Annotated in this window: 18 protein-coding genes, 1 tRNA gene and 2 pseudogenes; 12 read left to right on the plus strand and 9 right to left on the minus strand. The window is 65.2% G+C overall.

What is annotated here, in order from left to right; genetic code table 11:
• Nucleotide 1: 1 nt before the first annotated feature.
• Nucleotides 2-556, plus strand: a complete 555-nt coding sequence (locus V8246_RS07235; protein WP_312770119.1) for a nitrate reductase cytochrome c-type subunit — start codon at nt 2-4, stop codon at nt 554-556.
• A 3-nt stretch (nt 557-559) separates the two neighbouring features.
• Nucleotides 560-1,159, plus strand: a complete 600-nt coding sequence (locus V8246_RS07240) for a NapC/NirT family cytochrome c (protein WP_253457229.1) — start codon at nt 560-562, stop codon at nt 1,157-1,159.
• A gap of 4 nt (nt 1,160-1,163) precedes the next feature.
• Here the strand turns inward: V8246_RS07240 and V8246_RS07245 are convergent, their stop codons facing one another.
• Together V8246_RS07245 and V8246_RS07250 are read right to left on the minus strand one after the other, a co-directional pair.
• The gene (locus V8246_RS07245; RefSeq protein WP_336188573.1) at nt 1,164-2,588 is read right to left on the minus strand and encodes a nicotinate phosphoribosyltransferase; all 1,425 of its coding nucleotides are present in this window, start codon (nt 2,586-2,588) and stop codon (nt 1,164-1,166) included.
• Nucleotides 2,589-2,650: 62 nt separating this feature from the next.
• A complete protein-coding gene (locus tag V8246_RS07250; protein WP_336189066.1) occupies nt 2,651-3,706 on the minus strand; it encodes a bifunctional nicotinamide-nucleotide adenylyltransferase/Nudix hydroxylase in 1,056 nt (351 codons plus the stop codon).
• Between the two features lie 605 nt (nt 3,707-4,311).
• On the opposite strand from V8246_RS07250, the gene V8246_RS07255 reads away from it, so the two are divergent.
• Together V8246_RS07255 and V8246_RS07260 are read left to right on the plus strand one after the other, a co-directional pair.
• Complete coding sequence (locus V8246_RS07255; protein ID WP_336188574.1) at nt 4,312-4,641, plus strand: HNH endonuclease signature motif containing protein; 330 nt, start codon at nt 4,312-4,314, stop codon at nt 4,639-4,641.
• A 186-nt stretch (nt 4,642-4,827) separates the two neighbouring features.
• A complete protein-coding gene (locus tag V8246_RS07260) occupies nt 4,828-5,751 on the plus strand; it encodes a hypothetical protein (protein ID WP_336188575.1) in 924 nt (307 codons plus the stop codon).
• A 71-nt stretch (nt 5,752-5,822) separates the two neighbouring features.
• Here V8246_RS07260 and V8246_RS07265 read toward each other — a convergent pair whose 3' ends face one another.
• The 4 genes from V8246_RS07265 to V8246_RS07280 all read right to left on the minus strand — a co-directional run bounded on the left by V8246_RS07265 (nt 5,823) and on the right by V8246_RS07280 (nt 10,233).
• Nucleotides 5,823-7,115 (minus strand): hypothetical protein, encoded by a 1,293-nt coding sequence (locus tag V8246_RS07265; RefSeq protein ID WP_336188576.1) that lies wholly within the window; start codon nt 7,113-7,115, stop codon nt 5,823-5,825.
• 170 nt (nt 7,116-7,285) lie between these two features.
• Nucleotides 7,286-8,431, minus strand: coding sequence for an ATP-dependent helicase (locus V8246_RS07270; RefSeq protein WP_336188577.1), 1,146 nt, complete (start codon nt 8,429-8,431; stop codon nt 7,286-7,288).
• 11 nt (nt 8,432-8,442) lie between these two features.
• Nucleotides 8,443-9,864 (minus strand): protein kinase, encoded by a 1,422-nt coding sequence (locus tag V8246_RS07275; RefSeq protein ID WP_336188578.1) that lies wholly within the window; start codon nt 9,862-9,864, stop codon nt 8,443-8,445.
• A gap of 292 nt (nt 9,865-10,156) precedes the next feature.
• Nucleotides 10,157-10,233, minus strand: a tRNA-Met gene (locus V8246_RS07280).
• Nucleotides 10,234-10,349: 116 nt separating this feature from the next.
• On the opposite strand from V8246_RS07280, the pseudogene V8246_RS07285 reads away from it, so the two are divergent.
• The 3 genes and pseudogenes from V8246_RS07285 to bfr all read left to right on the plus strand — a co-directional run.
• Nucleotides 10,350-10,865: pseudogene (locus V8246_RS07285) on the plus strand (RNA pyrophosphohydrolase); the annotation flags it as partial.
• 154 nt (nt 10,866-11,019) lie between these two features.
• Nucleotides 11,020-11,232, plus strand: coding sequence for a (2Fe-2S)-binding protein (locus V8246_RS07290; RefSeq protein ID WP_162111469.1), 213 nt, complete (start codon nt 11,020-11,022; stop codon nt 11,230-11,232).
• Between the two features lie 122 nt (nt 11,233-11,354).
• Nucleotides 11,355-11,825, plus strand: coding sequence for a bacterioferritin (bfr, locus tag V8246_RS07295; RefSeq protein WP_336188579.1), 471 nt, complete (start codon nt 11,355-11,357; stop codon nt 11,823-11,825).
• An 86-nt stretch (nt 11,826-11,911) separates the two neighbouring features.
• On the opposite strand, the pseudogene V8246_RS07300 reads toward bfr, so the two are convergent.
• The 3 genes and pseudogenes from V8246_RS07300 to V8246_RS07310 all read right to left on the minus strand — a co-directional run.
• Nucleotides 11,912-14,296, minus strand: a pseudogene (locus V8246_RS07300) (ATP-binding protein); the annotation flags it as partial.
• A 29-nt stretch (nt 14,297-14,325) separates the two neighbouring features.
• Entirely contained in the window at nt 14,326-16,224 is a 1,899-nt protein-coding gene (locus V8246_RS07305) for an EAL domain-containing protein (RefSeq protein WP_336188580.1), read from the minus strand.
• An 85-nt stretch (nt 16,225-16,309) separates the two neighbouring features.
• Nucleotides 16,310-16,930 carry a DUF4126 domain-containing protein gene (locus tag V8246_RS07310; protein WP_187573580.1) on the minus strand — a complete coding sequence of 207 codons (621 nt, stop codon included), beginning with the start codon at nt 16,928-16,930 and terminating at the stop codon, nt 16,310-16,312.
• Nucleotides 16,931-17,028: 98 nt separating this feature from the next.
• Here V8246_RS07310 and V8246_RS07315 point away from each other — a divergent pair, with 98 nt between their 5' ends.
• The 5 genes from V8246_RS07315 to nudC are packed head-to-tail and all read left to right on the plus strand — an operon-like array spanning nt 17,029 to nt 20,363.
• Entirely contained in the window at nt 17,029-17,763 is a 735-nt protein-coding gene (locus V8246_RS07315; protein ID WP_187573579.1) for a DUF6776 family protein, read from the plus strand.
• 1 nt (nt 17,764) lies between these two features.
• Entirely contained in the window at nt 17,765-18,190 is a 426-nt protein-coding gene (locus V8246_RS07320) for a polymer-forming cytoskeletal protein (RefSeq protein ID WP_336188581.1), read from the plus strand.
• Between the two features lie 46 nt (nt 18,191-18,236).
• Complete coding sequence (locus tag V8246_RS07325; RefSeq protein ID WP_336188582.1) at nt 18,237-18,965, plus strand: DUF6776 family protein; 729 nt, start codon at nt 18,237-18,239, stop codon at nt 18,963-18,965.
• A gap of 37 nt (nt 18,966-19,002) precedes the next feature.
• On the plus strand, nt 19,003-19,389 hold the full coding sequence (gene erpA / locus V8246_RS07330; protein ID WP_336188583.1) for an iron-sulfur cluster insertion protein ErpA: 387 nt from the start codon (nt 19,003-19,005) through the stop codon (nt 19,387-19,389).
• A 20-nt stretch (nt 19,390-19,409) separates the two neighbouring features.
• Nucleotides 19,410-20,363 (plus strand): NAD(+) diphosphatase, encoded by a 954-nt coding sequence (gene nudC / locus V8246_RS07335; RefSeq protein WP_336188584.1) that lies wholly within the window; start codon nt 19,410-19,412, stop codon nt 20,361-20,363.

Here is a 20,363-nt window from a genome sequence, read left to right on the forward strand (position 1 = left end):
CATGCAGAACAAGCAGCTGTGGATCGCGGTGGCGCTGACGGGCGTGCTGATGGCGCTGGTGTTCGTGGCGGGCTGGCTGGTAGGCCGGCCGAAGCACGTGGACGCCGTGGCCGACGCCGCACCCGTGCCGGTGGAGGCGCGCGCGGTGTTCATCCCCGGCGCGGGACAGATCGATGCGCTGCGCCGGGGCGTGCCCGTGGATCAGGAAGGGCATCCGCCGCCGCTGGCGCACGTGGAGAATGCCGACCTCAAACGCGCGCGCGCGTACCCCATGCAGCCGCCGACCATTCCGCACGCGATCGACGGTTATCAGGTCGACCGCAACAGCAACCGCTGCATGCTGTGCCACGCGCGCGCCAATGCGGCCACCTTCCAGGCGCCGCCGGTCAGCGTGACCCATTACATGGACCGCGACGACCAGTTCCTGGCGACCATCTCGCCGCGCCGCTATTTCTGCAACCAGTGTCACGTGGTGCAGACCGACGCGCCGGTGCTGGTGGCCAACCAGTTCCGCGACATCGACAGCGTGTTGTCGCCGCCGACGGCGAAGGAGTAGCCCATGTGGTCACGGACCAAGGCGCGGATACGGGACCTGTGGCGCACCCTTCGACTGCCCAGCCGGCACTACAGCCTGGGCTTCCTGACGGTGGCCGGGTTCATCGCCGGCATCCTGTTCTGGGGCGGGTTCAACACGGCGCTGGAGGCCACCAACACCGAAGCGTTCTGCACCAGCTGCCACGAGATGCAGGACAACGTCTTCGAGGAACTGAAGACCACCATCCACTACAGCAACCGCTCCGGCGTGCGCGCGACCTGCCCGGACTGCCACGTACCGCACAACTGGACGGACAAGATCGCACGCAAGATGCAGGCATCGAAGGAGGTGTGGGGGAAGATCTTCGGCACCATCAACACGCGCGAGAAGTTCCTGGACGAACGCCTGATCCTGGCCACGCACGAATGGAACCGGCTGAAGGCCAACGACTCGCTGGAATGCCGCAACTGCCACGACTACGACTCGATGGACCTCACCCGCCAGGGCTCGCGCGCCGCGCAGGTGCACAAGCTGTGGCTGGGCACCGGCAAGAAGACCTGCATCGACTGCCACAAGGGCGTGGCGCACCGCCTGCCCGACATGACCGGCGTGCCGCAGGGATGAGCCGCTAGAGACGTGCCGCGTCGGCGTGCGCACGGATCTCGGCGAAGGTCCAGTCGCGCAGCAGGCGGCCGTCTTCCCAGACCGTGATCATGGCGTCGTCGTAGCCGGCGGGCCGTTCCACCGCGTCCAGCGAGGCGGCGGAGGCGGGCACGGGCACCGTGCGGAAGCCGCCGTACTCGCGATGGCGCAGCAGCGTCATGCGGCCGCGCTTGCTCTGCTTGCCCTTGTCGGTCACCGGGTCCTTGTAGACGTCGATCCATTCGCCGCCGACGCGCGCGGCGGAGCACTTGAGCGCGAATTTCTGGGTGTCGCGGTCCAGGCGCTGCAGCAGTGCGCCGCCCATGCCGAAGGCCAGGTTGTCGGTGGCGTAGCCGGCGCTGGTGATGCGTTCCAGGATCGCGCGGATGCTGTTGGGATTGATGCCGTCGCCCTGGATCACGCGCACGTGGTTCAACACCTTGTAGCCCTTGCCGTTGACGGTATGGCCGAAGGCCTCGTCCAGCAGGTCCAGGCACTGGTGGACCACGGCGACGGGATCCCCCGAGTCGGGACGGATCACGACGGTCGCGCCGGAATCGATCACCTCCTGCTTCAGCGTGGTGCCCCAGTGCTGGCGGATGGCATGGAAGATGTCGTAGCTGTCCGACACCACCGCCACGATCGAACCCGGCCTGGCGAACTGCCGCAGCATGTTGCGGTAGGCCTCCACTTCGTTGTCGCGGCCCCAGCTGGTGATGGTGCTGTGCTCGGCGGCCGGAATGGAGAAGCCCGCCATCGGTTCGTGATAGTGCGCCTTCGCCAGCAACAGGCCGGACACGGTGTCGGTGCCCATGAAGTTGACCAGATGCGCGGCGCCGCCGAGGGCGGCCGATTCGAGGCTGGACACGCCGCGGGCGCCGAAGTCGTGCAGCTTGAAGGGCAGCTGGCCTTCCGGGTCGTCGCTGGTGCGTTCCAGGAACTGGCGGATCGTCTGCTTCGCATGCCAGCTGATGGTCGCCACGGTGATGGGGTACCAGATGCGCAGCAGCATCGTCTCCAGGTACGACGGCACCCAGAATGCGCGCGGATCGGTCGACTCGATGGTCATCAGCGCTTCGTGCGTGGGCACCACGGTGCCCTCCGGTACGGCGCGGATGCGGATCGGCAGGCGGCCGCCATGGCGGTCGACGATGTCGCGCCAGCCGGCTTCGTTGAACGGCTCGCCGTGCGCGGCGAATACATCGCGCGCCTCGTCCACGTCGGCATGGGTGACGGGCGTGGCGAGGTATTCCTTCAGGATGGCCTGCAGACCGAAGAACACCGTGCGGTCATGGATGCCGCCGCGCGACTCCACGTAGAAGAACGTGGCATCGGTCCCCGGCGGATACTGCAGCCAGTGGCTGGCCTTGTAGCTGTCGGTGTTGAGGAGAAGGTTGCTGAGGGTTTGCATGACGGAAGCTCCTTCGCGTCGGATGAAGCCGGCGGTCTATCCGCCGGCGGGGTCAGGCCGGGTCAGCCCCGGCCCAGGAAGAACTCGAGGATGTGCAGGTGGTCTTCGAACAGCTTGGGCCCCATTTCCAGTGCTTCGCTGACCGGGATCCAGCGGGCCTTGTCGGCATCGTCGCCTCCGCGCACGTCAGGCAGTTCGCCGGCAGGGAAGTCGAAGTGGAATGCGTGGGTGATGGTGCGTCCGCGCTGGCTGCGGTCGGGGTGGTCGAAGACGTGCTGGCCTTTCAGCGAGCCTTTCAGGACGGGCACGGGAATCTTCAGCCGGGTCTCTTCGCGCAGTTCGCGCAGGCAGGAATCCAGCAGACCCTCGTTCTGGCCCACGAATCCCCCCGGCAGCGCCCACAGCCCCTTGCCCGGTTCGGCGCGGCGGCGCACCAGCAGCACGTGGCCGGAATGGACCACCACGGCGTCGGTGGTCACGAAGGTCGGCGGGTAGGGCGCGTCCTTCCAGGCGGCCTTGTAGTGCTCGATGAACTGGTATTCGGCCACCAGCTGGGCGTACGCCGGCGAACTCCGGCGGAAGGCCTCCAGCATCTCGTAGACCGGCGCCGGCACGTTGCCGCGCAGCATCAACAGGGCGCCATGGAAGTCGATGGAGCCGGCTTCGAACAGATAGCGGCGCAGTTCGGTGGCCGACAGGGTTTCGGTGTGCTGCACATCCACCAGCGGCCACTGCGGAAATTCGCGCAGGTAGTAGCTGGATGCGTCCTTGTCCATGCCGACCAGGCCGACTTTCGCGTCAGCGTCGCCGTCATCGGCGCGGATGGCCTCGGCCACGGTGCGCTGCACGCCAGCGATCCATTGGGCTTCGTTGTACAGGTGGTCGCGCAGCGGGCGGATCAACAGCCGGTCGGTGGCGCCTTCAAGGGCCGCCTGGATCATCACGGCACGTTCGGCGACGGTCCAGGGGTTGCGCAGGCTGCGGGGGGCGTCGGCGGAACCGACAAGAAAGATCAGCTTCTTCGCCCGTCCCAGTGCGAGGCGGGCAACGGCGGCATGGCCGTTATGAAAGGGCTCGAATCGCCCGATGAACACCAGATAGTCGTATTCCATGAGAATCCCTCATGTCGTTGTGCTTGCCGCGGGTCTGTCCCTTGGCTGGCTCAAATGCTACGCCGGTCGTTGGTGGAGTCAAGCGTGACGGAAGTGCAGCGCGGTCCGGATGATCTTGCGGGCAATCTCGCGAGCCTCGTCGAGGGTCAGGCGCCCAGCAGACCCTAGCGTACGACGCTTCCCGTGCTCCCAGGTGACGACCCAGGCTCTATGCCCACTGGGCTGCACCCGGAGTAAGAGACCGCGTACCTGCGCGTCCCTGAGCTCGTATGCACGATCCTTGGGTTGTGCTGACGCGACAAGACGCTTGGTAAGGGTGGTGACAGACATCCGGGGTGCTTCCGTCGTTGGCGTAAGCCAACGATAGGAAGGGCCGGAGGTTCATGATTGGATACGGATCGTCCGCGTTGAGCGTCGTTATCAGTAGCCGCGTTCGTCGTCTCACGCGCGGTGCAAAGGAATGTTGACTCCCGCGTTGTGGTCCCAATACCAAAGCCCATCGCCTCGGGCGTAGCGCTAATGGACGGCAAACGTGTTGAGCAGGTGCTGCGTGTCAGCAGGCAGGGACAGACCGATTTTCGCAAGCGCCTGGTAGCCTACTATGGGGTAGTGTGCATGGTCGCGGGCACGACGATCTCAAGCGTTATAGACGCAGCCCATATCGTGCCCTAAGGGGGGGGCTATCGACGAACGCATTGAGCAATGGCCCACTGCTGCGCACGGACATCCACGCCTTGTTTGACGCTGGGCTGTTGACCATCGGCCCCGATCTCGTGGTTTACCTGAGATCAGGGGTGGACGATCCCTACTATCGATCACTTGATGGAAAAGCCTTGGCGTTGACGGTCGCGTCCAAGATATCTACGGAGGCGCTGCGTCGCCGAATGGCCGGGGGTGAGTCCTTGGAGCTGGAGGCAGGCTCGGTAGGCTCTCTTCCGTAAGCCCGTTAAGTCCCGAGGGGCGCCCAGGTTGCCGTTCGACATTAGGTTGATGTGATGTACTTCATGACTTGGTCGAGCGAGTATGCACGGGGCGGGCCGGCCTCGCAGTTGCGAGGTAAGGGTTGGATCTGACCGGACAACTCCTAGCGCCGGTTGTCTTCGTAAGCTGCATTCAAAGGGAAGGAAATGAGAGACGTCGACGATCAAAAAGATCCAAGCGATCTTACTGATGAATTCATTAAGTTGTTCCGCGCAGCTGCCCCTGAGCGTTCTCAAGAACTCGACACCTTGCTGGAGGGTGTGAGTAACCTCGTGCTGCGGGGTGGCGATCAAGTTGGCTTCGTGATGGAGTCAAACAGTTGGTTTATCCGATTCTCACAGCGCAGTCTTGAGGCAGTTTGGGTGTTGGCAACTTCGGGTGCTCAAGCCGTCGAACTCTACAGTGGCGCGATCTGGGCGGCGCAGGTCGGAATGCTGGACCTGTCAGAGCTCGAATCGGCTGATCCAAGCGAAGCCACATATGTGAAAGCCCTTCGCAGTAACGTCAACAACGCGATTGATTGCTTGAACTCACCGGATGCCCTGCACTGCAAGCCAATCCGCCCTCTCAACTCGGGAAATCTCTTTGAGGTTCTAGCGGACGATTGCGTGCAGCTTGCTGTGGCATTCGTTTTCCTGCATGAGTTAAAGCACCGGATTAAAGATCAGGAAGAGACTGCAGAGCTAGAAGAGCGGCGAGCCGACGAGTTCGCTCTTGATTGGCTGCTTGGCGCCGCGCGTACTTACGCAAAGGAAAGTGGTCACGAAGTCGGAAAAGTAGTGGCGAAGCGAGGTATGGGAATAGCTCTGGCGATGTTCGTCATTGCCTCGCTCTCGCCATTGAAAGGCAGCACGGGGGATCCGCATCCGTCGCCGTTAGATCGGTTGCGAAGACTGCTCGACCTTGTCAAGGAGACAGTTCCAGAGCAGACATCCTTCTGGATTATTGCTGCTGCGGTTATCTTCGGCGTGTTGCGAGTAAAGGGGCTCCCGATAAATGTTGACGCAAAAGGCGTCACCCATCAGGACTTGGCTACTCGCTTGCTGGATGCCCTTGCCGAGGTTGCATAGCCTTGAGTGCGCGCCTCGGCTTGCAGGCTACGTAGTTAGCGATCTTCCGTGCGGCATGGGAATCGCTCGGTCTAGATGCTCTTACGAGGCGACTTACGTTTGCTCGTTCTGGTCGGAGCACGGGGTTCTGACAGAGTCAAACTTGGTTGCTCGGGAGCGTCGGCGCGGCCAGCACGGTCAACTGTCTCTGCAGTTGGCGGCGCGGCGCTAGTCGTGGGAGCACCTGATGTTCCTGCGATACTACGAAGTCTATGTGCAATGCTGACGAGTTGCTCCAGCGCAGACTTGAGCTCTGTTTCGCGAATTGCAGCGGCTCTCGCGCGCTGCTGCTCGACCGCGTTACTCGGCTGATCATTCGAGGCCAGCCGGAACTGACAAGTCACCCCGGGTATCACTTCAATTGCAAGCGCCCTAGGGAAGACGCGTGAAACATCTGAAAGACCTTTGTTCGAGCTGACAGCCTTCTTGAGCCAGGCATACTCCACCCAGCAAATATCGGAGTGCGAGGGCTCGTGCCAAGAGAACCTATTGCGCAACTGACGTTCAATAGACTTACTCGCGCGAAGCCACTTCGCATCCCAGTGGCGCGGTCCCGCGAGCGCAGCTATCAGGCTGAACCAGATAAGCGATAATGCAACGTTGATTCCCTGAGTCCTGAGGAGGAATACGTGGCTAGTGCTACGTCCGACAAGAAAAGCGGCGGCGGCGATTATAGCTGCTGTGCTTGCCGCAACACGTGTCTCTGGCGCGAGATTGGCGACCACGTTGGACAGCTTTCGAAAGGCTAACACGCGACCCTCTGCCGAGTCACTAAAAAGCTCTGGGTAGTCGTGCAAGTCAATGTCGCGAAGAGCCTTCCGCGCTTCGAACTTGCGGGCGCTTTCAAGCGATACATCAATAGCTTCGCGAAGATCAAAGGCATTGATGCCCGAAGTCAAGGTCGCCCATGCAGGAAACAGATCTGTAGTTGAGATCGTACGGTGCGAGAACTGGCGATCCCCCTGGATTTCCCGCAACCGTTGTTCGCATACTTTGGCAGCTTCCAAGTCTCCATATATATGGTAGGCACGCGCCATCGCAGTGGAAAAGCAACCTGACGCACGCGATAAAGGGACGGACGACAAGTCCGTGTCAGTATCACTTTGAGCAAGCATCTCGCCTAGAATCAATGAGGCCCATTGATCTGTTCGAGAGCTCCCATGATGCTCAACGCCATCAAATAGCTCCCAATCGCTCGAGGTGACTACTCTTCCGAACTGGCTTAGTGGAAAAGTTTCCGGATTGTAGACATGGAGCCAAGAAAGCACCTCCGCGGCAGCGGAGGTATCCAGGACGAATGCGGACGGCGGGCAGTAGTCATCCATCCGGGCGAGATCGGTGGGGAACCCCACCGCAACCCTGTTGTCATCCATGAGGATCGAGTGTGGGTTGCGGGCACTATTCCCAGTCGGTGGTGATAAGCCTAAAGCAACCCTAGGTAGGCGCTCCCTGTCCACCACATACCACGCTAGATTGTCTTTATTCATCGGAAATGTCAGAAGAGATCTTCGAGCTCGAGGTGCGCGGGAGTCGCAAACGCCGCCTCGAATGCCGGGCGGGTCGGGCCGGTGCGATAAACATTGAGCGCTGTCTTTGCACGAGTGACGGCAGTGTAAGCCAGCTTGGTACGATTAAGCGGATAGGAGGCCATTTCTTCAGCCCCAAAGATGTGGACTGCTCTGAACTCCGTTCCCTTTGAAGAGTGCAGCGTGAGGATGTGAATGACCTTTTCGCTGTTGAAGCTACCATCGCTATTGAGATGCAGGCAGACGTTATCCTTATGCTTGCTGGCCTCGAGGCGTTGCATAACATCAAGGGCGGTCTCTCTCTTTCCGCATAGGATGCCGATTAGATCGCCTTTGAATGCATCGAGCTGCACTTCGATTAGCTCCATCATTTTGTGAAACTGGTCGTCCCGGCTATCGCATGGATGCATCTTTGCGGATGACTCGCCCCACCGTTTTTGGTCGTAGTTGGACGTGTCTTCCAGGGACTTCTCGCCACTCGATGGTGGGATGATGCGGTCGGCCACCTGAGCAATTCGCGGGCCAATTCTGTAGTGATTTTCTAGTGTGACGGAAGTGAGGCCAAATTTGGTGGCAACTTCCAAGCCGTCGTTGTTGTAGATCCCCTGTCTTACGTCACCGCATAGGCAGATCCGCTCAGAGAGAGGAATAAGGCACTCCAACTCTGCGACTGTGAAGTCCTGCGCCTCATCAACAAATATGCCGTCGTATGGACTGGTGGATGCGGCTTTGGTACTTGCTTTGCGCAGTAGCTCAATCGTACGAGCGCGAGCGGCTTCATCGAAATCTGAGCCTTTGTCGATCAATCTCTCACCTAGATGCTCAAGAATGTATTCCGCAGCCCACGAATGGAAGGTTCTGACCTGTTCCTTTTGAATGATGCCTTTTCGCTCGACACCGCTCTTCATAAAGCCGGCCAAAGCTTTTGTGAATGAGATCACAAGCACATTCTTGAATCCGGAGCCGGCGATGAACTGGGCTCTCAGCAGCAACATATTGGTCTTGCCCGATCCTGGCGGCCCTTGAAGAAGGTGCTTGCCTGAGGGAGGCAGCATCACGAACGCCTTCTGAGCTTTGTCGAGGTCTTCCGCTGTGCGCCACCAACTCGTATCCATGCGAGTGTCCGTTAGTTCGATTGAAAAGTGAGTGTTGCGATGTCGGTTCCTTGAAGCGAAGCGTGAGGTGTACCTGCCTCCAGGATATCTAGGGTTTTAGCAATCATCTGCGCGATTAGCCCTGCGGCCTCTTTGGAATACACGTCAGCGTCTCCGTCGAGAGTGCAAGCGGTTACGAGGTGATCGCATGATGTGTCGAGCCCGGATGTATCATTTGCGATGCAAGCGCGAACATTAATCTGAGCAGAGGATTGGTTGGGTGTGCCCAACCAATCGAACCTGATGCGGGCTTGGATTCTTACATCATCGGAGATACGGAGCTCCAGTTCACAACCCTCGGGAGGGTCGCCAGCCAACATCTGCATGACAATGGGAATTCGATTCCCGCAAGCATGAATCAGTTCCTGCTTGCAGTTGTTGCAAAGCAGTCGGACAAGTTGGCTTCTGTCAAAGCAAAGCCGGGCCTCGGTTGCGGCTAGAGCGTGAGCGTTCGCGGCGGCCCCTCCTCGCGACAGTCTCGCGGCGAGACTTGCGAGGGGCTCTGAGGTCGAAGCGGCATCGAAGTCGCTCCAGTCAACTATTCTTAACCGAGTTGATGAGTCCTTAGTCAAACAGCGTAACGCCAGTGCCTTAAGGTGCGGCAGTCTTCCCGGATCCCCATCGGGAAACGTTGGAGTCTTCGAGAGTACGGCTCGTGCAACTAGCCAGCGATTACCCATCGACACCTCCGCTTCGAAGAGGGGTCTTTTTGCCAGAAAGTCATGTAAGACGGCACCGATCTGGTAAAGGCTCAAACCCTTCCATAGGCTTGGGGATGGCTCGTCAAGGCGGAATAGATACTCCGGGGAGCTGTATTGCGCCGTGGCGATGAATGGACGCAGATTTCCGTGATCCGTTGAGTTGGGCCCATCTTCGCCAGCGCGAGATAGCTCCCGCGCTACACCAAGATCTATGAGTTTTAGTTGCTGGAAGTCGTCGGATACGTGAATGTTTTCAGGCTTGATATCCCTGTGGACGATCTCTCGTCGTTCCAGGTAAGTGACGGCCTCCACCAGCTGCGATAGAAGTGATGGAATCGAGTCGTCGGGAACTTCACTAAGCTTGGCCTTCAATGATGGCCAAGGCACGAACTCCATTTCAATGAATGCTGTGCCGTGCGCTTCCGTCACTTCGTAGATTTGAACCAACGTGGGGCAGGGATGGCCGACTAGGTCCAATTGGAGTTTCAGTCTCCGCCGCTCTGCATCGGCAGACGTCCCTTCAAAGAATCGGCAGTCGTAGACCTTGACTACTCTGACTCCATGGGGGGTTCCAACCTTGTAAATCGATGCGGAACCTCCTGAGTCGATGTACGACAGCAGCTCGTAGCCGGGTCGCTCTGACAAGTACTTTCCTAGGCGCTCGCCGGCGTCCTTAAGCTGTTCGGGCGACATCCCTGGCATAGCCCCCCCCGCTCCGGTTTTAGCGGTCTAGTTGTGAGCCGCCCCTTCAACAGCGTCATCTAACCTGGCCGGGGGAGTCAAGATCGTGCGATCTGCGTGGGGTGCCGAGTTGAGGGTAAGCGTTGCTGGATAGGTAATCACAACCGATGAGCCGAATCGGTTGTCCTGTCTCTCTAAGCCAGCCCTAAGCCGGCACCCCCGCCCCCGTAAGCCCAAAGCACGCCCAACAAAAAACCCGCCGTGAGACGGGTTCTTTTTAACGCGTTGAATTTCAAAGAAATTCTGGTGGCTATGGGTGGACTCGAACCACCGACCCCAGCATTATGAGTGCTGTGCTCTAACCGGCTGAGCTACATAGCCGCGTGAACCGCGTATTCTTCATTTCGACCCCCTGCCTGTCAAGCCGGGCGGCCGCGCTTGTCGCCTGCGGCGGGGCATGGCAGAGTCGGGGACAGTAGATTTCAGGAGTCCGCATCGTGATCGATCCGGACGGCTACCGACCCAATGTCGGCATCGTGTTGATGCGGCCCGATGGCCGGGTGTTCTGGGCACGGCGCGTGCGCCGGGATGGCTGGCAGTTCCCGCAGGGCGGCATGAACACGGACGAGACCCCGGTCGAGGCCATGTACCGCGAGTTGCGCGAAGAAACCGGCCTGCTGCCCGAACATGTCGAAGTGCTGGGCGTCACGCCCGGCTGGCTGCGCTATCGCCTGCCGCCCCGCGCCATCCGGCGTCACGAACGCCAGGTCTGCATTGGCCAGAAGCAGGTCTGGTTCCTGCTGCGCCTGGTGGGCGACGAAGCCCACCTGCGGCTGGACCTGACCGAAAGCCCCGAGTTCGACCACTGGCGCTGGGTGGATTTCTGGTACCCGCTGGAACACGTGGTGGTCTTCAAGCGCCGCGTCTACGCCCGTGCCCTGGGCCACCTGGCCACCTTCGCCCGCTCCGTGGCCGGTCCCCAGGCCATCCCTGCCGCCTTGCCCTCTGCCGCCCCCCGCGTGCCGGACGGGGCGCGTCGTCGTGGCCGCGACCGGCCCGCACGTAAACGGGGCGGGACCGGCGAGCCTGCCAAGAATTGACAATCATTCTCATTCAAGGTGGAATGGTCGCGGGCCATCCCGTGCCTGCCGTCCTGCCGTCGACACCGTGTACGTCTGCATCTGCAATGGCGTGACCGACCGCCAGATCCGAGAAGCCGCCGCCGCCGGGTGCGCCACCGTGGCCGAACTCACCATGCGGACCGGCGCCGGCGCCACCTGCGGCAGCTGCCTGGAGATGGCGGCGGACATCCTGCAGGCGGCGCAACCGGCCCCACGCGAGTCGCTGCTCCCGATCCTCACCCTGTCGAACGCCGCCTGACGCGCCCCTGCCGCGGCGCCCCCGGCGCATCCTGCACGGTCAAGATGATCACGATTCGCGTTCCGGCACCGGCGGCGCGCGCGGGCTAACCTGTGCCGTCCTTCCGCCCACGGAGCATGGCCATGAAAGGCGACGCCAAGGTCATCGAGTACCTCAACAAGGCGCTCTACAACGAGCTGACCGCGATCAACCAGTACTTCCTGCACGCCAAAATGCTGAAGAACTGGGGCTTCAAGGAACTGGCCGAGCACGAGTACAAGGAATCCATCGACGAGATGAAGCACGCCGACAAGCTGTCGGAGCGCATCCTGTTCCTCGATGGGCTGCCCAATTTCCAGGCGCTGGGCAAGCTGCGCATCGGCGAGACGCCGCGCGAGATCCTCGAGTGCGACCTGGCCCTGGAACACGAGGCCCTGCCGCCGCTGCGCGAAGCGATCGCCTACTGCGAATCGGTGGCCGACTACGTCAGCCGCCAGCTGTTCGTGGACATCCTGGATTCGGAAGAGGAACACATCGACTGGCTGGAAACCCAGCTGTCGGTGATCGACCGCATCGGCGAGCCGAACTACCTGCTGACCAAGCTCGACGACTGAGGCGTTGCCGGCGCAGTGGGCGTCGGCGATGACGGCCGTGCCTGCGGCGGTACCGGCAGCAGCGGCCGGCCTAGCTGCTGCGCGGCGTAACCCTGCAGCGCCATGCGGGCGCGGGCGTATTCGGCGATGACCAGCGCCACGGCGACGGCCGGGCGCTCGAGTTTGCGCGCGCGCGCGCCCAGTTCCACCCGCTTGGCAGCGGCGGACAGGGCCATCGCGCCCACGTTGGCGCTGGACGACTTCAGCGTGTGCGCGGCATCGCGCATGGCGTCCAGGTCCGGTACCGCCGCGGCCTTCTCCAGCGTGCCGATCAGGCGCGGCGCGTCCTCCAGGAAGATGGTGATGATGCGCGTGGTCTCGTCGCCCGCGATCTCGCGGAGTTCCTCCAGCATGGTCTGGTCCAGCACCGGGAAGCTGGGCGCCGGCGCGCGCGCGGTGGCGACCGCGGGGGGCGGCGGGGCCGGTTCGGCGGGCGGGACCAGGGCTGCGTTGCGCAGCACGAAGTTCATGCGGTCCGGCAGCCAGCGATGCAGGCACCCTTCAAGCTGTTCGCGCGAGACCGGCTTGGCCAGGTAGTCGTCCATGCCCGCGTCCAGGCAGCGCTGGCGGTCGCCGGCCATCGCGTTGGCGGTCATCGCCACGATGGGCAGGCGGGCGCCGTCGGCGCGCTCGGCTTCCAGTTCGCGCCAGCGGCGCGTCGCGGCGTAGCCGTCCAGCACCGGCATCTGGCAGTCCATCAGCACCAGGTCGAAGGCGTCGGCCTGCATGCGCTTCAGGGCCAGGTCGCCGTTGGCGGCCGTGTCGCAGTGGAAGCCCAGCGCGGCCAGCAGTTTCTGCGCCACCAGCAGGTTGACCGGGTTGTCCTCGACCAACAGCAGGCGCGGCTCGGTGCGCATGGCGCTGACGATGGCGGGCTCCGGGGCCGCCGAGGCCCGTTCGACGACGCCGGGTGCAGCCACGGAAGCGGGGACCGGCGGCGATTCGGCAACCTCGATGACGGGTGCGGCCGGGGCCGGCTCGCGGACCGGTTCCGGGAAGATCTCCTCCATGGTCGGTGGCAGGGCCGAGGCGTCCCTTTCCGGCGCAGCGCCGGTGAGGGCCGCGCGCAGGTCCGCATCGGGCGACTGCCGCGACAGCTGCGTGCTGCGCGGCTGCAGTTCGGCCGGCACGGCCTCGTCGCCGTACAGCCACACCAGCCGCAGCGCGTCCGGCGAGGGCCGTCGCGAGATCGCCCGGTGCAGCGCCAGGGCGGTGCTGCGGATGCCGCCGATGTCCGCCAGCACGGCCAGATAGTCCTGCTGCCCCTGCTCGCCGACCAGGCGCAGCCGGTCCATCGCCTCCTGCGTGGTCTCCACCGCCACAGGCTGCATGCCCCAGTTGGTGGCCAGCAGGGTCAGGCGCTGTCGTAGGCGCGCATCGGGGGAGACGATCAGCACGCGCCCGTGGTCCAGCGCGCCGTTGTCGCGCTGCCGCAGATCGCCGATCACCTTCATCAGCGGGACTTCGAACCAGAACGTCGAGCCACGGCCGACCTCGGACACCACGTCGATGCGCCCGCCCATCAGGTCGACGATGCGCCGGCAGATCGCCAGGCCCAGCCCGGTGCCGCCGTACAGGCGCGTGGTCGAGGCGTCGGCCTGGCTGAAGGAATGGAACAGGCGGTGGCGGGCATCTTCCTCGATACCGATGCCGGTATCGCGCACCTCGAAGCGGAGCAGGTGCTGCGCCGCCGTCTCGCCCAGTCGCCGCACCACCAGCGTGACCGAGCCGCGGTCGGTGAACTTGATGGCGTTGCCCACCAGATTGGTCAGCACCTGGCGCAGGCGCACCGGGTCGCCGCGTACCGGCAGGCGCACGGCCGGGTCCAGCTGCAGGCTCAACCGCAGCCCCTTGTTCTCCGCGGGGCGGTGCATGAGCTGCAGTACGCCGTCGAGCAGTTCGCGCAGGTTGAACCCAGTGATCTCCAGATCCAGCTTGTTCGCTTCCAGCTTGGAGTAGTCGAGGATGTCGTCGACGATGCGCAGCAGCTGGTGCGAGGAGGCGGTCGCCGTGCTCAGCATCTCGCGCTGGTCCGGCGCCAGCGGCGCGCGCGACAGCATCTCCAGCATCGGCACGATGCCGTTGAGCGGCGTGCGGATCTCGTGGCTCATCGTGGCCAGGAACTCGCCCTTCGCCATCGCGGCCGATTCGGCGGCCTGCTTGGCGCGCAGCAGCTCCTGTTCCAGGCGGTCGTGGCGCTGCAGGTCGCGCTGCAGACCATCGCGTTCGGATTCGGCCATCGCCGCCCGCGCCTGGATGCCGGCCTGGAGGTGCGCCTGCGCACGCGACTGCAGCGCAGTCGCGATGGCGGACGCCAGGGCGCAGGCACCGCCGCCCAGGGCGACCGGCAGCCAAGGGCCCGCGATGCCGGCCTGCTGCAACCCGACCGACGCGAGCGATGCCGCGGCGAACGCGGCCGTCACCCAGGGCATCACCGGCGTCCGTCCGGCGGCGGGCATCGTTACAGCACCGCGTTGTGGAAGTCGAAGCCGAGTTCGCTGCCGACCGCCTGCACCAGGTTGCCCTGGATGAAGTCGACGCCGCCCATCCACATGGCCGCGGCGGCCTGCGGATCCTCGATCTGCTGGCCGATCACCTGCAGGCCCTGGCGGTGGGCGTTGTCGATGATCCCGCGCAGCTGGTCGCGCAGCTGCATGTCGGCGTGGGCGCTGGCGTACTTGCTGGATACGCGCACGAAGCCCAGCGGCAACTGCGTGAGCAGCGCGTCGGCTTCGGCGCCCGGCTCGAACTGGCTGAGGCAGAACTGCACGCCGGCCGGCATCAGCTGCTGGCAGAACTGGCGCAGGGTGACGGTGTGGATCAGCGCATCGGCCAGGCGCAGGTCGATGACCAGCGACGTGCCCTCGATGCCGCGCGCGCGCAGGGCGTCGAGCAGCCACTGCGCATGCGACTCGCGCGCCAGCGAGCGCGGCGACTGCGAAACGAACAGGCGCAGCGACGGGCCCTGGGCCTGCCGTTCGGCCAGCACGAACAGCGCGTGTTCCAGCACCCAGTGATCGATCTGGGCGATGCCACCGGCCAGTTCGGCGGCGGGGATCACCTGCGAGGCGGGCAGCAGCGAGCCGTCGGGCTGGCGCATGCGCAGCAGCACCTGGTACTGCGCCTGCTCGCTGCCGGCGACGGCCACGATGGGCTGGTAGGCCAGCTCGAACTGCCCGTCCTCCAGCGAGATGCGCGGGGCATCGTCGTCGATCTCGGCCGGGACGTACTCGGCCACGCTGTCGGGCTTCAGCCGGGCCTGCAGCACCGCACGCTCGATCGCCTCCAGCGCACTGCCGGCGTCGGCGAAACCCAGCGACAGCGCGGTATAGCCCACCGAACTGCGCAGCTTGAGCACTTCGTTGGCGCGGGTCTGGAAATCATGGCTGCCCAGCCCGTCGCGCAACTGCTGGGCCAGTGCCGGCAGCGTGCTTTCGTCCACGCCGTCGGCCAGCATCAGGAAGCTGTTGTCGTTCAGGCGCGCCACCGGGTGCGGCGATGCGGCGGCGGCCAGCTGGCGGCCCGCCTGGTTCATCAGGTGTTCGAACACCGCGTAGCCGTAGCGCTCGCGCAGGCTCAGCGCGCTGTTGACCTCGAGGAAGAACAGCCCGCCGCGCGACTGCCGCTGCAGCGAGTCGGCCAACTGCTGCAGCACGAAGGTGCGCGTGGGCAGGCCGGTGTCGCTGTTGACCGAGGGGCGCGGGGCCTGCAGCGCCTGGGTGCGCTGGCGCGCGCGCTGGATGCGGTTGGAGACCGCCGCGATCAGGTGGCGTGGCCGGATCGGCTTGTTGAGGAAATCGTCGGCGCCGCTTTCCAGCACCTCGAACTGGCGCTCCGGGTCCGGGTCGCCGGTCAGGAACACGATCGGCAGGTGCAGGTATTCGGGCTGCTGGCGCAGCAGCATGGTCAGCGACATGCCGTCCTTGCCCGGCATGTGCAGGTCCATCAGCACCAGGTCGGGGCGGAAGCGGCGCATCGCGTCCAGCAGGCCGTCCGACTGCATCTGCACCTCGGCCTGCATGCCGGCGCCGTGCAGCACGCTCTGCGCGAACAGCGCCTGCCCGCGGTCGTCCTCGACGATCAGTACGCGGTATGGGGATTCGGGATCGACCGGCTCGGGGGCCTGGGGCGCGGCCGCGGCGGGCGCCTCCGTGGGCGGGGTGGCCGGCGCGGTGTCGACGGGGGGCTGCGGGAGGGAATTCATCGTGGGGGACTCTCCGGCATCGGGGGCCTCTTCCATGTCTTCGGGCGTGGCATCGCCCACCCAGCGGCGCCAATGATGCGCCGGCGGGGTTTCCGCACGCAGGCGCGAGCGCGAGGGCTCATCCTGCGGGCGGGACGTGGAATCGAGGACGGACATCAGGCTTCCCCAAGCTGAGCCCCATTATGCGATCAAGTTCACGGCCGAGGCAGGAGGGCCATGATCCCCGAAGCGCCGGCCCCTGTCACGGGCCGGAGGTCGGGGGTGTCGCCTGCGCCGAGGGCGCCGTCTGTAGCAGGCGCTTCAGTCCGCGCGCGACCTTGCGCCAGACCCACCACACCGCCACGGCGATCAGCAGCGACACCCCGATCACCAGACATAACGCAATCCAGGGGTGCGCAAAGGCCAACGCCAGCCCGCCGACCACCACGGCATCCTCGGTGACCGAGGCGGCCCAGTTGCTGACCGGCTCGGGCGAGGTGTTCATCAGCGCACGCGATCCGCTTTTCAGTACATGGCTGGTCAGGGCGATGCCGGCCCCCGCGGCCAGCGCGCCGCCGCTCAGCTGTCCGTCGGGCGACAGCGTGGCCGCGGCGAGGAAGGCGCCCGCCGGCACGCGGGCCAGGGTCTGCAGCAGGTCCCAGCCCGAATCCACGCCCGGGATCTTGTCGGCGAAGAACTCGGCCAGGGCCAGCGCACCGGAGGTGCCCAGCACCCACCAGGACTGGGTGGCCTGCAGCGCGGGCGGCAGGTCCAGCCAGCCGAGGGCGCCGGCCAGGCCCACGCCGAACACGGTGAGATAGACGCGGATCCCGGCCATCCATGCCAACAGGATCCCAATTACGAAAAGATGCGCTTCGGACATCCCGGCCACTCCCGTTAGACTCGTGGGCTCGCGCCACTGCGGCGAGTATAGGGGTCCCGTCTGGCTGCCGGCTGAGCATCGCCCGCCGCCCGTCCGTCATGTCCGCACCTGTTCCTTCCCGCTTCCGGATCGTGCCTCGCGACGTGGCCGTGCGCCGCCGCGGCACGTCGCTGTTGCTGGGCCTGGCCTGGCTCGCCAGCCTGGGCGCGGTCTGGTTCGTCGCCAGCCATACCGCGGCCCCGCGCCTGGCGCAGGCCGATGCGGCGCGGGTGCGCGCGGAGCAGGCGTTGCAGGCGGCTCAGGCCGAGGCGCGCACGCTGCGCCAGCGCGAATCCACCCTGGCCCGTTCCGACCAGATCAGCCGCGCCGCCAACGCCGAGGTCCAGGATGCGCTGGCCGAGCGCGACGAGGAAATCGCCGCACTGCGCGCCGACGTGGCCTTCTACGAGCGCCTGGTGGGATCGACCAGCCAGCGCAAGGGGCTCAGCGTGCATGTGGCCGAGTTCGCTCCGGAAGCCGGCGGCACCTGGCGTTACCAGATCATGCTGACGCAGACGCTCAACCGCGGCGCGATCAGCCAGGGACAGATGCGTTTCAGCGTCGAGGGCGTGCGCGACGGCAAGCTCGCCGCCGTGCAGTGGGACGAACTGCACCAGCAGCGCGGCGCGCCCGGGCAGACCTATTCCTTCCGTTATTTCCAGCAGTTGGACGGCAACGTGATGCTGCCGCACGGGTTCACGCCGCAACGCGTCAAGGTGACGCTGAACGGCGAGGACGCGGCGGTGGAGCAGGCCTTCGACTGGAAAACCGCCACAGCCGCAGGAGGCAAGTGAGATGTTCAAGCCCAAGCCCATCCGTCCCGACGTGGGCGCCATCGACACCCTGATCGGTCCCCAGGTCACCATCCGCGGCGACGTGATGTTCAGTGGTGGCCTGTACGTGGAAGGGCACATCCAGGGCAAGGTGATCGCCGAAGCCGGGGAACGCGCCGTGCTGACCCTGGCCGAGCAGGGCAGCATCGAGGGCGAGGTGCAGGCGCCGGTGGTGGTGATCAACGGTCGCCTGACCGGCGACGTGCACGCGCACGAGCGCATCGAACTGGCGGGCAAGGCCCGCGTGCAGGGCAACCTGCACTACAAGGTGGTGGAGATGAGCGCCGGTGCGCAGCTGACCGGGCGCCTGGTGCATGCCGATGCCGTGCCCGCCCCGGGGCACGAGGGCGCGGTCCCGCCGGAGGCCTGGGCGGCCGCCGACGCCTGACCGGGCATTCAGAGCCCGCTGGGACCGGCCGCGCTATCCTGCGGCCATGAATGCCAGGCCCGCTCCGCCGACCGTGCCACCGCCCCGTTTCCGCAGGGGGCCGGTGATCGCCGGCATCCTGCTGGCCATTGCCCTGGTGCTGGGCGGCTGGGCCCTGTGGCGCGGGCTGGCGGGCGGCGCGGGCGATGAGGCCACGCCCGCGCAGGTGCGTGCGCAGCAGCGCCGGATCGAATCGCTGGAGCAGCAGGTGGCCACCCTGTCGCGCTCGGACCAGATCAGCCGCGACGCCAACCGCGACCTGCAGGCCACGCTGGCCGAGCGAGACGAGGAAATCGCGGGCCTGCGCGCCGATGTGGCGTTCTACGAGCGCTTCGTCGGCGCCACCGCCCAGCGACGCGGTCTGGCCGTGCATGAGTTGACCCTGCAGCCGCAGGACGAACAGGCCTGGCATTTCACCGCCACGCTCACCCAGAACCTCAATCGCGGCGCTGTGAACGCCGGCCGCCTGCTGGTGTCGGTGGAAGGCACCGAGGCCGGCAAGCTGCGCCGCCTGGCCTGGTCCGACCTGCGCCAGCAGCCCAATGCGCCGGGCGTGCCGTACTCGTTCAAGTACTTCCAGCAGGTCGAAGGCGACCTGCTGCTGCCGCCTGGCTTCAAGCCGGTCCGCGTGATCGCGCGCGTCGTACCGCAGAGCGGCGCCGCCGTGGAACAGTCGTTCCCGTGGGCGCAGGCCGCGGCGAAGGAAGGCGCGGGCCAAGGGGCCGACACGCACTGAGCTTGAACTGACTTCCGCCAGCCCCCATCCTTCCGCCATGACCACCGTCGTCTCACTGCCCTCCGCGCCCGCCGCGCCCGACTACCAGTCGATCGACCGGCCGCTGAACTTCACGCCCGCCGCGGCGGCGAAGGTGCGCGAACTGATCCGCGAAGAAGGCAGCGACAGCCTGGCGCTGCGCGTCTACATCCAGGGCGGCGGCTGTTCGGGCTTCCAGTACGGGTTCGAGTTCGACGAGAACCGCGCCGAGGACGATGTGGCCGTCGATACCGATGGCGTCTCGCTACTGGTGGACCCGCTGAGCCTGCAGTACCTGATGGGCGCGGAAGTGGACTACAGCGAAAGCCTGCAGGGCGCGCAGTTCGTGATCCGCAACCCGAACGCCAAGACCACCTGCGGCTGCGGCAGCAGTTTCAGCATGTGACCCCCGGCCTGCCGCGTTCCGTGACAGGTCCGACCGCTCCTCCCGTTCCGTTGGCCGGCTTCGCCTTTGCGGGCGATACGCTGGACCGCGCCGATGCGCTGCGTGACGATGCTGAGGCGTTGGCGCGCCTGTGGCCGTCCGCGCGCGTGATGCTGCTCGACGAGGAGGGGCGTGCGCTGGCGGACGGGGCGGGCATGTTGTCCGCGATGTCGGGCGCGACGCTGGGCGGCGGCCCGGGCGCCAGCCTGTTCCTCGGCCTGAAGGACGGGGAGGCCTGGTTCGCCGCCGACGCGCGGCGCCATCCGGTGGATGCGCCTTCCAGGATCGACCTGCGCCGCGCGGCGGCGGCATGGCCCGCCTTCGATGCCGGCGTGTTCGCCATGGCGCGCGCGCTGCTGCACTGGCAGTCCGCCACGCGCTTCTGCAGCGCCTGCGGCGGGGCCATCACGTTCCGGCGCGCGGGCTACATCGCCCATTGCACGCACTGCGGCAAGGACCACTATCCCCGCGTGGATCCGGCCGTGATCGTCGCCGTCAGCGATGGTGAGCGCCTGCTGCTGGGCCGCCAGGCGGCATGGCCGCCCAGGCGCTACTCGGTGGTCGCCGGTTTCGTCGAGCCCGGCGAGACGCTGGAGCAGACCGTGGCGCGCGAGGTGCTGGAAGAGACCCAGGTGCGCGTGCGGCATTGCCGCTATCTCGGTTCGCAACCCTGGCCGTTCCCCGGCGCGCTGATGCTCGGCTTCAGCGCGGTCGCCGAGCCCGACCCGCCGCAGGTCGATGGCGAGCTGGAGGACGCGCGCTGGTTCACCTTCGAGGAGATCGACGCGGCGCTGGCCCGAGACGGCAACGACGACGGGGCCGGCCTGCTGCTGTCGCCTTCCATCTCCATCGCGCGCGCCCTCATCGAACATTGGCATGCCGGCATGCGGACGCGCGGCGTGGATGCGCCGACGCTCGCCGAGACCGGGCATTAA

Source organism: Pseudoxanthomonas sp. F11 (assembly GCF_037046485.1).
GTDB lineage: Bacteria > Pseudomonadota > Gammaproteobacteria > Xanthomonadales > Xanthomonadaceae > Pseudoxanthomonas_A.